This is a genomic window from Microcystis sp. LSC13-02, assembly GCA_002282935.1.
Taxonomy (GTDB): domain Bacteria; phylum Cyanobacteriota; class Cyanobacteriia; order Cyanobacteriales; family Microcystaceae; genus Microcystis.
The window spans coordinates 1-12,391 of sequence record MTBT01000125.1 but is presented as its reverse complement, the minus strand read 5'-3'; the positions used below and the strand labels follow the sequence as shown (position 1 = coordinate 12,391).

Sequence of the window (12,391 nt, the reverse complement as noted above, 5' to 3'; positions counted from 1 at the left end):
CAACAACTAAAGCTTATGCTTTTAGCTAAGTGAAATCATTGATTAAGAGACCTGTACTTTTCAATAACTTTTTGCCGCAAACCCTATTTAGAGCTTGCTGAATAAATCTAAAAACCTTGTTGGATAATATCTTTAGGCTTTTTTGAAATCCAAAAGTGCCTGGTCTGGGAGTGATCAGGGGGAAAATTCCGGGACTTTTTCCCTGAAAATTAGGTAGTTGACCACCTGAAAATCGGTAAAACCCTACACCCTGCCCCCACGAAAAACTTTTTGCCGCAAACCCTACTTAAGACTGTCCACTAAAAACTCACATCTGATAACTGATAACTGATAACTGATAACTGATAACTGATAACTGATAACTGACCTACTCCTCGGTGGCAGCGAGAACTAAATCTTCATCTTCCAAGGCGGGAGGACCTTCGATTTCTGCGACTACTTCCGAGACAGTGCGGCCTTCCGCTTCCGCTAGACGTTTTTCTCGGTATTTAATCGCCATTTCTTCCGCTTTTTCAAACACTAACGGGCGATTTTTCAGCATATCTCCCGGTTCGGGTTCTAATTGTTTAGTCGAGAGGGAAATGCGACCTCTTTCGGCATCGAGATCGATAATCATCACTTTTAACTCATCATTGACATTGAAAACCGTGTGGGGGGTGTCAATGTGATCGTGAGAGATTTCGGAAATATGCAGTAAACCACTGACTCCACCGATATCGATGAAAGCACCGTAGGGCTTAATTCCGCGCACGGAACCGATTACCACCTGTCCCACGGCTAAACCGTTCATCTTGCGTTCCACTAAAGCGCGACGATGACTTAAAACCAGACGGTTGCGATCCTCATCCACTTCTAAAAACTTTAAGGGCAATTCCTGACCAACTAAATCCTCTTTCGCCTCTCTGGTGCTAATGTGAGAACCGGGGATAAAGCCGCGGAGACCTTCAATCCTGACTAATGCCCCACCACGGTTAGTGGCAAAAACATTTGAGCGCACGGTAGCATCTTCTTTTTGCAATTGACGCACCCGTTCCCAAGCGCGCATATATTCAATGCGACGGATCGACAGGGTTAGCTGTCCATCTTCATTCTCGTCGGTAAGGATGAAAAATTCCCGTGTTTCGTTAGGTTGTAAAACTTCTTCGGGATTATCGACGCGGTTGATCGACATCTCCTGCACGGGGATAAAAGCGGCGGTTTTAGCACCGATATCGATGAGCGCTCCCCGGGGTTCCATGCTGAAAACAGTCCCGGCGACAACATCTCCCGGACTGAAATGATAATCGTATTTGTCTAGAAGGGCGGCAAAATCTTCATGGGTAAAGCCTATGTTTTTGTTTGCGGTTTTTTGGGTGGTCATGTACGTTGTTTGGGCCTCGGAATTTCCGTAGGTTTTTCCTCCTATGTGATGTACAGTTTCTAAAGAAAGGAGATACCTCCCAATTTAGTTCCTAGGCAGGGCCTAGGGGATGAACTGCCGCATCCGGCTTTCTTGCAGGCAATTCGCCTCAAGAATGACTTTTAAGAATCTAACCAGAGCTTGGGCTTTAAATAGCACAAGGGATCCTAATTATAACTGAATCGGGGACTATTTAAGATGAGGTGATCACGCTGGCTTCTTCCACTTGAGACCAAGAAGGATGCGCGCGTTCGATTTCGGAGGATTGCAGCAGCGCTAAAGCGGCGATAAAGTCTCTAATTCCCTGAAAATTGCCGTAAACCGAAGCAAAGCGCACATAGGCCACTTCCGATTCTTGCCGGAGGTATTCTAGGACTAATTGACCGATCTCCTGACTTGTTACCTCCCGCTTTGAGTCTTGCTGCAGACGGGATTCGATATCATTGACGATCGCCTCTAATCTTGAGGGGGGAATGCCAGTTTTTTCGCAGGCGCGGACGATACCCCGCAGCAGTTTGCAGCGATCAAAAGATTCCCGTTTACCATCTTTTTTAATCACCGTGATCGGCACGAATTCGATGCGCTCGTAGGTGGTGAACCGATATTTACACTGTAAGCATTCACGACGACGACGAATGCTCTGACCGTTTTCGGAGGAACGGGACTCTAAAACGCGACTATCGGTATGCTGACAATTAGGACACTGCATAGGAGGCGCTCGGTGAGGGGAACCTTTAATTTAAGCCTTTAAATACGAAAACCAGAGCCGCTAACCTGCTTTGGACAAGCGGGCGGCTCAGGGAAGAAAATTATTAAGTTAAACGGAGTTAAGAAATTTACTTTTGAATCCGGGGAGGTTCCCGGAAGGCGATGGCGAAGAAAATTACCGCCAAGGCCATAGTTAAAACCAAAATGTAAGCGACGCTTTCCATGGTTGGACATCCTGCAAGATTGCTATGACAATCCTATAGTATCAGGAAATGAGCTTTTCGGCTTGTCTGGGGATGTAATCTAGATCCCCAGAATCAGTGGCGATCTATTTAACGCTAACTTTTGCCCCAGCATCTTCCAGTTTTTTCTTGACGGCGGCGGCATCATCTTTGTTGGTGCCTTCTTTAACCGCTTTGGGAGCTGCTTCTACCAGGTCTTTCGCTTCTTTGAGTCCTAAACCAGTCAATTCGCGCACTACCTTAAGGATAGCAATTTTCTTGTCGGCGGGAACTTCTTCAAGAACGACGTTAAATTCGGTTTGTTCTTCCACAGCTTCAGCGGCGGCAGCGGGAGCGGCCCCGGGAGCAGCCATCATCATCATGCCACCGGCCGGAGCGGCGGCACTAACTCCGAAGGTTTCTTCGATACCTTTGACTAATTCGGCAGCTTCTAAGAGGGTAAGGGTTTTGAGTTTTTCTAAGATTTCAGCTACAGCAGACATGGGTTAGACTCCTAATTGTTTTCAGTGATTGATTGGTGCGGTGTTAGGCCGCTTCTTTTTCTTCTTGACGGGCCACGGCATCGACGGCACGGGCCAAAGATGCGGGAACTTCGTTGATGCTGCGGGCCAGTTTGGTGGCAATGGCGTTGATTGCTCCAGCGGCCTGAGCGATTAACTGTTCTTTCGACGGTAAATCGGCGATCGCTTTGATCTGATCTTCTGTTAACAGTTGACCTTTGGTCCCTTCTTTGAGGACACCGCCGCGCAATTCGGTTTTTTTGCTTTCTTTTTTGAACTCTTGATAGGCCTTGAAAGCTCCACCGATATCCTCTTTTACGAGCAGAAAGGCGGATGTTCCCGATAAAAGGCTTTTCATCGGTTCCCAGCCACTATCCTCAGCGATCGCCAAGCCCATCAAAGTATTTTTGGTGACTTTACAAATTGTTCCCGTGGGGCGCAATTTGCGGCGTAGATTGCTGATTTCGGCGACGGTTAAACCTTGATAGTCGATGACCATCGTTAATTGAGCTTCGCTCAGGGAGGTTTTTAATTCTTCTAGAATTACTCCCTTGCTTTCTCTGCTTCTCCCCATCCCTTGTTCACCTCCTGTATGCGGGGGACCGGTTCCACAGACAGGCGCAAAAATAACCCCTTGTAGCGCCGGGGTTGAGTGGAGAGAATTCAGTTCAGGCACGACCAAGACAGAAAATATCTCTCTTTAGTCTTTTTGGCTGCTGTTTTCTCGCTTTGACCTCGGCAGGGTATTTAAGCTGTTTCGCACCTGCTGTCTTTGGCTTAAGCCAGTCTTTTATTATAACATTATTGCGGGATTTATGTCAAGCCCTGGGAAGGAGCGAGCGATGCGATCGCATATAAGACTAAATCCTGTTTTGAAAAGGTAACCGAAAAACTTTTTGCCGCAAACCCTAGGTAATTGAGCAGATGAAAATCGGTAAAACCCTACACCCCACACCCTACCCCCACCGAAAAACTTTTTGCCGCAAACCCTACATATCAGGACAGGCACTCATGCAAGAGGCAAAAGGAGGAATAGATAATCGGTCTTTAATAACCGGATTTAGTCTGAGATCAAAAGTTTTCGTTTTCAGGAGTCGGTCGTTAATACAAAATTAGGTTACAGTTCTTGATCAGAAACGCTGTATCTAATTCAGTCTCAGGAGAAAGTCTTTCTGTTGATTGAGCTTTTTTAATCTAGCTTTTCAAGACGCAGAATCAGCTTGGTTCATTTGTTCGCTTGTGCCACTCTACTTTCTTCGCTTACAATCCTTTTGTATCCTCCATCAATTTTTCGAGCTTCCCTTTTTAGTTACCTTACCCAATTATCAATTATGAATAACACTGAAATCAACTTTCCCAAAGGCTCTAAGAGTGACCTAAGAGATGTGATCACAAATCAGTTACTCATTTTTTTAGAAGCCCAAAATTATGACGCAGCTAAAACTCTATTAATTCCCGTCGCTTCCGTGGATATAGCAGAAGCGATTGCGGACTTACCTAAAACCCTACAAATCATTGCTTTCCGACTTTTAAATAAATCTCAAGCCATTGACGTTTATGAACATTTAGATAGAAATACCCAATACTTATTAATTGAAAAGTTTAAAGATGCGGAAGCACCTGAAATTATTAATAATATGTCTCCTGATGATCGAGTCAAGTTATTTGATGAGTTACCTCCTCAATTAGCGAGGACTTTAGTGGCTCAATTATCCCCTGAAGAAAGAGAGTTGAATGCTTTATTGTTCGGGTATTCTGCTGATACAGCAGGGCGAATTATGACCCCGAAATATATCTATGTCAAAGAAACTGTTACTGCCAATGAAGCTCAAGCTAAAATCAGAAATTTAGCCGATAAGATTGAAGTAGCTTACTATATCTATGTGACAGATGATAATAAGAAATTACAAGCAACCTTATCTTTAAAAGATTTAATTGTTGCTAAACCAGAAGCAATAATTTCTGAAATTATGAACAGAAATATTATTTATGCCTATACCGATACCGACCAAGAAGAAGTCGCTAAATTGATTCAACGCTATGATTTATTAGCCTTGCCAATTGTTGATAAAGATGAAAACTTATTAGGGGTAGTTACGGTAGATGATGTCATCGACATTTTAGAGGAAGAAGCAACTGAAGATATTTATAAAATGGGAGCAATTAACACGGAATCTGATGATCAAAATTACTTTAAATTGGGCTTGTATAAAATCACAAAAAAACGAATACCATGGTTATTAATTTTATTAATCACGAATTCTGCAACAGTTTTTTTAATGAGTAATTTTGAGGAAGTGTTAGAAGAAGTAGTTGCCTTAGCCTTTTTTACCCCATTATTAATTGATGCAGGGGGAAATATAGGCGCACAGTCATCGACCGTTGTTATTAGGGGATTAAGTACTGATGAATTAAGAGATAAGAAACCGTTTTCAATTATTGTGAAAGAGTTAATAACAGGGGGATTATTAGGGATCATTTTAGCCGTCATTGTGATTGCTATGGTTTTCGTATTCTTAGGTAAACCAGAGATTGGTTTTATAGTGGGAATTAGTTTAATTGCTATCTCAATTATTGCAGCGACGACAGGTACAGCATTACCTTTTATCTTTAACAAAATGGGATTTGATCCTGCTTTAATGTCTGCTCCTTTTATCACGACAGTGGTTGATGTTTTAGGAATTTTTATTTATTTCAGTATTGCTCAATTAATCCTAAAGGAAAGTTTGAGAAATTGATGGGCAAGGCAAAAAGATTAGGCCAATTCAAGTCTGAATTGGCGCTCCATAACTTGCCCAGAGTTATATCCTTGAGTGCTCGATAATTTTTAATCCTCAATCCCTCAATTCCGGCCATTATCAATTACTGACCCGATTCGATCACTCCTTCGGCCTCATGGACAATTGCCCTCAATCGATCTAAAGTTTTCTGGTCCACCTGCGTCCATAATCCCCGTTGTTGAGCTTCTAATAATCTTTCGGCCATATCTCGCAATGCCCAGGGGTTTTTCTCCTGAATAAATTGTTGTACCTTGTCGTCAAATAAATAAGCTTCGGCTACTCCCTGATAGATAAAATCCTCCACTAGATGAGTAGTGGCAGAATAGGCAAAAATATAATCTACGGTCGCAGCCATCTCGAAAGCGCCTTTATAGCCGTGTCGCATCACTCCCGCTATCCATTTGGGGTTCACTACTCGCGAACGATATACCCGGCGAATTTCTTCCTCTAAGGTTCTGATGCGGGGATTTTCTGGACGGGAATGATCACCAAAATAGGTGACGGGATTTTTGCCGGTTAATGCCCGAACACTGGCAGTTAAGCCGCCTTGAAATTGATAGTAGTCATCGGAGTCGAAAATATCGTGTTCCCGATTGTCCTGATTGTGCAGCACTATCTCTAATTCTTGTAGTCTATTTCTCAATACTTCCGGTAAAGAATGGGCAGTTCCTTGACTATCATAGGCATAACAACTCCAGTTAATATAAGCATTAGCTAAGTCTTGATCATTTTGCCAGTTTTGTGACTCGATTAACCCCTGTAAACCGGCCCCGTAAGCACCGGGTTTGCAGCCAAAGATTCTGGCAGTAGCTCTCAGTTTCGCCTCTTTTTCTCCTAAGCCCTGACTTAGCCAAAACTCCCTCTCTGTCTTCACTTTCGCCGCTAAAGGATTAATTTTTTCTTCTTCCTCTTGACAAGCTACCGCATTTATGCCAGAATTAAGAAGATGTAGTATGCTGGGGAAACTGTCCCTAAAAAAGCCCGATACCCGAACGGTCACATCAATGCGAGGACGGCCTAAGCTAGACGGGGTAAGGATTTCAAACCCGACCACCCGACGGAAAAAACCATCCCAAAGGGGACGAATTCCCAGTAAAGCCATGGCTTCGGCCACATCTTCGCCACTATTTCTCATCGTCGAAGTTCCCCAGATAGAAATCGCCAAAGTGCGGGGATATTCGCCATTTTCTTGGGTATAACGTTCAATTAGTGCCTCTGCGGCCTTTCTTCCCACTTCCCACGCAGTTTCTGTGGGGATTGCGCGGGTATCGACAGAATAGAAATTTCTGCCGGTGGGGAGAACATCGGGACGGCCGCGGGTGGGAGCGCCGGAAGCACCACTGGGGACGTATTGGCCAGCGAGACCTTTTAAGAGATAGGTAAGTTCATCGGGGGTTTGTTTTAAAGCAGGAATTAACTGATTTTCTAGCCAAACCAATTCTTTTGCCGTATTTTCGCCTAGAGGTTCAATTTTCTGGCTAATTAAATCCTGAGCGAGACTTTCCAGATAGGTAGTAGTATCGTTATATTCCGTCAGGGGGTCGCAGTCGAGATGGAGGTCAAGGGCGATCGAACGGGTTAAACCGGGGCGGTCGGGACTAGGAGAACGAGCGATCGATTGGATTAAATCAATTAACTGCTGACCCTGGGGACATTGACCGAAGATATGTAAACCGTCGCGGATTTGTGCTTCCTTGAGTTCACAGAGATAACCATCCACGAGGGTAAGAAATTGACCAAAGGAAGCGCTGATCGCAACGCGCTCGCTACGCGAGATCGTGCCTAGCTCTCGATCGAGATTAGTTTTCGCCACCAGATCACTAATCCGCTCACGAATCAGAGCTAAACGAGAAGGATCAAGAGATTCTGCTTGATAATATTCATCGATGAGAGACTCTAACTTTTCCCAATCCCCATACAATTCCGCTCGCGTCATCGGGGGAGTGAGATGGTCGATGATAACAGCTTGGGAACGTCTTTTAGCGCTGGAACCTTCTCCGGGGTCATTGACAATAAACGGATAAAAATTCGGCAGCGACGAGAAAGCAATTTCGGGATAACAATGGGGAGAAAGAGCGAGACTTTTCCCGGGCAGCCATTCTAAATTGCCGTGTTTACCGAGATTAATTACAGCAGTGACTTGGAATTCCTGTCGTAACCAATGGTAAAAAGCGAGATAGCTGTGGGTAGGTTCGAGGTCGGGGGAATGATAATTAAGAGTCGGGTCGAGGTCGTAACCGCGAGAAGGTTGAATACCGATAAAGACATTACCTAACTGGATGCCGGGGATAGGAAAATCCCTGTCTGGATGTCCCCAACGGTCAAGCATAGCGCTTTGATTATCGGGGGGAAGGGAGGAGAAATAATCTAGATATGCTGACCGGGAGAGAGATTGATAGATAGGTTTTAATTCCCTTGTCTCCAGGTCATTAGTGATACCGGAAATAAGCAATCGCATTAATTCATCGCTATGGTCGGGTAGGTCGGTGAGGGTATAACCTTGGGTTTGTAATGCGCGAAGAATTTCCAGACCACTAGCGGGAGTATCTAAACCGACTCCGTTAGCGATACGACCATCCTTATTGGGATAGTTGGGGAAAATGAGAGCAATTTTTTTCTGGGAGTTGGGAAGGGAGGAGAGTTGACAATAGTTTGCGGTTAAATCAGCGACAAAATCAACCCGGTGGGGGAGGGGTTGATAGATAACTATTTCCGTTTCTAGTTTCGGATGTCGGGTGAGGACAGATTTAAAGGAAATAGCGCGGGTGATAATTTTGCCATCCATTTCCGGTAAAGCGATATTGATGGCCACATCCCGGGGGGAAAGACCTTGATAACCCTGTTGATAAGCTTCTAAACTGCTGCTGCTGAGGACAACTTGGAAGATGGGTTTATTGAGGGACTGCCAGAAGTGATGATTTTGTTTGTCTTCTGGTCGTTGGATAGAGAAGCTAGTGGTATCGAGAATTAGGTCTGGGGGATGGTGGGAAAAGAGGGTTAATAGTTCCTCTTGCACTTCAATTTCCCGGACAGAGGAGAGAAAGATAGGGACAGTTTCAATATTTCTTTGGGTGAAAGCGGTGATTAAAGCATCGATAGCTTTGGTATTACCCGCGAGATAATGGGAACGATAGAAAAGTATCCAAGTCCGTGCTTGGGGTTGGGATAGGGTTATCTGGGAATAGATTCCCAACCTAGGGACAACCCTAGGAGGAGAGGGAGGATAGTCGAGATGGAGACAGGTATGCGCGATAAATTTACAAGCATTAATCCAGTTATCTGTCCCTGCTTCCGTGAAATAGCACCATAACTGATTAACAGTAGTCAGGGAAGCAGTGGAATGACTCATCAACTCTAAATCCGGTTTATCCTCTCCCGGGAGGACAAATAAAGTCGCACCGGTTTCCTCGACAATTTCCTTAACTACTTCCAATCCGTAGGACCAACTCCCCCGTCCTCCCAATAAGCGAAGAATAATCACTCTTGCTTGGGATAGTACCTTGTCCCCATAGTTATCGATACTGTATTGCTGCTGTAACTGCGATAAATTCAGGGCGCGAATTGCGGGAAAATTATCGGGTAGATGGTCGATAGCTGCCGCTAGAGTTTGAATATCGGTATCGGCCATGGTGAGGAGAACAATCGGGGCCGGATTTTGGTCGATAATAATCACCCCTTCGGTATCTGCTGTCCAACCACCCGCTTGGGGAGCAATTCGGTGCATAAGTTTTGAGAGTCAGGTTAAATAATGATTAGGTTTTGAGAATCAGGGTCTCGATCGAGGGATCATTCTTAGGTAGATAGAGATGATTATATCTGTCTGCGGCAATTTTCAAGAATAGGGAATAGGGATTAGGGAATAGTCGGGGATAGGGATTAAGAAAAATCTTCACTAAAACCCACACCCCAGTCCCCCATCACCTTACTGATGACTGGGGTGTGGGGTGTGGGGTGTGGGGTGTGGGAAGTGGGAAGTGGGGGAATTTCAACTAAAACCCTAAAACCCTAAAACCCTAACACCCCAAAACCCTAACACCCCAAAACCCCAAAACCCCAAAACCCTATCTCCTGCCTCGCAGCCTCGGAGTCTCCTGCCTTCTGATAACTGATAACTGATAACTGATAACTGATAACTGATAAATGAATGCTTCTCCCGCTTATGTTTGCTGTCAAGTGTTGTCATCTACTCACCTCGAACAAATTCGTTCTTGGTGGGGACAGTTGGCAATACAGGTGACAGCACCGAGGATTAGTCTAAGTGAAAGAGACATTCCCCCACAGACAGGAGAAATCTATCAACTCTTGCTTTCCACTGACCTACAAGCTTTATTGTTAGCCAGTCCCCAAGGGCATAATTTCCAGTACGAAGTCCGCATTAGTTTTGAAGCGAACACGATTAAAAATTTTCTGCAAGGACTGGCTGTCAAGTCTCTCCACAACCCAAAAATTCAGCAGGGTTATCAAATTTTAAATCTGCCTCTATCCATTAATGTCAGCAGTTTTCAAAATAAAATTTTAGTCAAAATTCTCTCGATAATTTCTTCTCCGTCTGCTGATAGAGATTGTTCCCGCATCTTCTCCGTTTGTCAACCGGTAGAAGCTGCCCTATCCCAACAAATCCAACAGGAAAGATTATTAAACCAAGTCATCACCCAAATGCGTCAGAGTCTGGAGTTACCGGTGATTCTGGAAACCGTAGTCAGGGAAGCGCGGGAGTTTCTGCAAGTGGACCGATTGTTAATTTATCAATTTTTTCCCAGTACCAGTGAGGTAAAGGGAAAAATAACTTCCGAGTCGCGCATTTCTGACCAGATAAATTCGGTGTTAAATTTAACCCCCGAAGACGATTGTTTTTCCTATATTCCCCAATACAAAGAAAAGTACCGTCAAGGATTAATTCTGGCCGTGGATGATGTGGATGCCAACTATTCTTCTTCCTTCTGTTTGTCCGAATTTTTGCGACAACAGCAAGTGCAATCAAAATTAATCGCCCCGATTGTGGTACAAGAAGAATTGTGGGGTTTATTAATTGCCCATCAATGTCAAGAAAAACGCCAATGGTTGCCGCAAGAAAAGAAATTTTTAGGTCAGATTGGTGAACATCTCGCCATCGCTATCTATCAAGCGCAATTATATTCTCAAGTACAGGAACAAAAAGATATTTTTGAACGCCGGGTAATAGAAAGAACCCAAGAATTACAAGATACTTTAATGGCCGCAGAAGCCGCTAACCTCTGCAAAAGTGAATTTTTAAATAATATTAGTCATGAGTTATTAACTCCCCTAACTTGTATTATCGGTTTGTCCAGTACCCTGCAAAAATCCTCGGCAGCCAATAATTTTTTACCCCCCGACAAACAAAAACACTATCTAAAAGTTATTCAGGATAACGGCAATAAACTATTAGAATTAATCAATGACTTGCTTAATTTCTCGCAAGTTTCGGCGGGTAAAGCTGTTTTAGATATTAAACAATTTTCGCTAAAATATCTCTGTAACCATGTTTTAGAAATTATTAAAACAGAGGCAGAAACTAAAGAAATTAATCTGATTTTAGAAATGAGAATCACCGAAGAAGATCATTATTTTTACGCCGATTATGATCGAGTCCAGCAGATACTTTTATACTTGTTAAAAAATGCCCTAAAATTTACCCCCGAACAAGGTGATATCACCCTGAGACTGTGGAAAGAAGGCAGTCAGGTCATTTTTCAGGTAGAGGACACGGGCATCGGCATTCCTGCTCAAAAAATACCGCTTCTGTTTGAAAAATTTACCCAATTGGATGGCTCCCGCAAACGTCGTTATGGTGGTGTGGGATTAGGATTGGCTTTAACTAAACAATTAGTGGAACTCCATCGCGGCACGATCGAGGTAGAATCTTGCTTAGATAAAGGTTCCATCTTTACCGTCCGTTTACCTCAACAAAAGCCACCCAGATCCCAGCTTCAACCCTCGGAGAATAATCCCCATTTTAATCACCACCATCCCACTATAGTTTTGATTGAAAGTGACGAAGAAATCGCCAATCTTATTTGTGAGTTATTGATGGTGGCACATTATCAAGTTATTTGGTTAATCGATAGTGTCTCCGCTATCAAAAAAATTGAGATCGTGCAGCCAGGTATTATAATTGTCGATCGGAAAATGCCCGATATATATCATCTGTGTCATCTTTTAAAAAAATCTAGCCAAACTCAAGCCAGTAAAGTGCTAATCTTGAATGATACCCCTGAAATCAGCGTTAATTTTCTCGGTCGTCATGGCATTGACGACTATCTCCTCAAACCGATTCAACCCTCCCTATTGTTGGAAAAAATCCGCTATCTAACCGCTTTATAAGTAGGGTTTGCGGCAAAAAGTTTTTCGGTGGGGGTAGGGTGTGGGGTGTGGGGTGTGGGGTGTAGGGTTTTACCCATTTTCATCTGGTCAATTTTTTCCTTTTTCCTCAGAAAATAGAGCTTGAAAACTAACTATCAAATAGCTAATTTTCAAGCTCTTAATTGTAGGAATCCTAGGCTAAATTAGGATTCACTCTCGATATAGATAAATAACAAACCCATAACCACGGCTGGCATTAACCAACAGACGATCGGGATTAAAATCCAAGGCAGATAAGAAGCTGCGTAGTCACCAGTCATGTCAAATGCTCCTAGTAAAAAAATAAGGAAATGTTGACATCCTCGCCGCCGTAAAACGGACGGCGATTCCTCACCACGCCACTTTTTTAGGGTGGTCGCTGAACGGGGTTGACGCTTCACC

The 12,391-nt window shown here is 43.8% G+C and carries 10 protein-coding genes and 1 other annotated feature; of the genes, 2 read left to right on the top strand and 8 right to left on the bottom strand.

The genetic code is table 11. The features are described from left to right. Window positions 1-367: 367 nt before the first annotated feature. The 5 genes from BGL89_RS07660 to rplJ form a co-directional block, all read right to left on the bottom strand. Window positions 368-1,360 carry a 30S ribosomal protein S1 gene (locus tag BGL89_RS07660; RefSeq protein ID WP_286825200.1) on the bottom strand — a complete coding sequence of 331 codons (993 nt, stop codon included), beginning with the start codon at window positions 1,358-1,360 and terminating at the stop codon, window positions 368-370. 232 nt (window positions 1,361-1,592) lie between these two features. After that, window positions 1,593-2,108 (bottom strand): transcriptional regulator NrdR, encoded by a 516-nt coding sequence (gene nrdR, locus BGL89_RS07655; RefSeq protein WP_002757126.1) that lies wholly within the window; start codon window positions 2,106-2,108, stop codon window positions 1,593-1,595. 127 nt (window positions 2,109-2,235) lie between these two features. Continuing rightward, window positions 2,236-2,331 (bottom strand): photosystem II reaction center protein T, encoded by a 96-nt coding sequence (locus BGL89_RS07650; RefSeq protein ID WP_071823417.1) that lies wholly within the window; start codon window positions 2,329-2,331, stop codon window positions 2,236-2,238. 104 nt (window positions 2,332-2,435) lie between these two features. Continuing rightward, on the bottom strand, window positions 2,436-2,831 hold the full coding sequence (gene rplL, locus BGL89_RS07645; RefSeq protein WP_149986343.1) for a 50S ribosomal protein L7/L12: 396 nt from the start codon (window positions 2,829-2,831) through the stop codon (window positions 2,436-2,438). A gap of 43 nt (window positions 2,832-2,874) precedes the next feature. Then, the gene (gene rplJ / locus BGL89_RS07640; protein ID WP_002737633.1) at window positions 2,875-3,423 is read right to left on the bottom strand and encodes a 50S ribosomal protein L10; all 549 of its coding nucleotides are present in this window, start codon (window positions 3,421-3,423) and stop codon (window positions 2,875-2,877) included. A gap of 102 nt (window positions 3,424-3,525) precedes the next feature. Then, window positions 3,526-3,643, bottom strand: a sequence feature (ribosomal protein L10 leader region). 537 nt (window positions 3,644-4,180) lie between these two features. Between rplJ and mgtE the strand changes: the two genes are divergently transcribed. After that, window positions 4,181-5,587: a magnesium transporter gene (gene mgtE / locus BGL89_RS07635; protein WP_286825199.1), complete on the top strand. Its 1,407-nt coding sequence runs from the start codon at window positions 4,181-4,183 to the stop codon at window positions 5,585-5,587. 124 nt (window positions 5,588-5,711) lie between these two features. On the opposite strand, the gene cobN is transcribed toward mgtE, so the two are convergent. Both cobN and BGL89_RS07625 read right to left on the bottom strand, forming a co-directional pair. Beyond that, window positions 5,712-9,353 carry a cobaltochelatase subunit CobN gene (gene cobN / locus BGL89_RS07630; RefSeq protein WP_286825198.1) on the bottom strand — a complete coding sequence of 1,214 codons (3,642 nt, stop codon included), beginning with the start codon at window positions 9,351-9,353 and terminating at the stop codon, window positions 5,712-5,714. A gap of 28 nt (window positions 9,354-9,381) precedes the next feature. Continuing rightward, complete coding sequence (locus BGL89_RS07625) at window positions 9,382-9,534, bottom strand: hypothetical protein (protein WP_286825197.1); 153 nt, start codon at window positions 9,532-9,534, stop codon at window positions 9,382-9,384. A 235-nt stretch (window positions 9,535-9,769) separates the two neighbouring features. Here BGL89_RS07625 and BGL89_RS07620 point away from each other — a divergent pair, with 235 nt between their 5' ends. Next, window positions 9,770-11,971: a hybrid sensor histidine kinase/response regulator gene (locus BGL89_RS07620; RefSeq protein ID WP_286825195.1), complete on the top strand. Its 2,202-nt coding sequence runs from the start codon at window positions 9,770-9,772 to the stop codon at window positions 11,969-11,971. 182 nt (window positions 11,972-12,153) lie between these two features. Here BGL89_RS07620 and BGL89_RS07615 read toward each other — a convergent pair whose 3' ends face one another. After that, window positions 12,154-12,270, bottom strand: coding sequence for a photosystem I reaction center subunit VIII (locus tag BGL89_RS07615; protein ID WP_004162778.1), 117 nt, complete (start codon window positions 12,268-12,270; stop codon window positions 12,154-12,156). Window positions 12,271-12,391 lie beyond the last annotated feature (121 nt).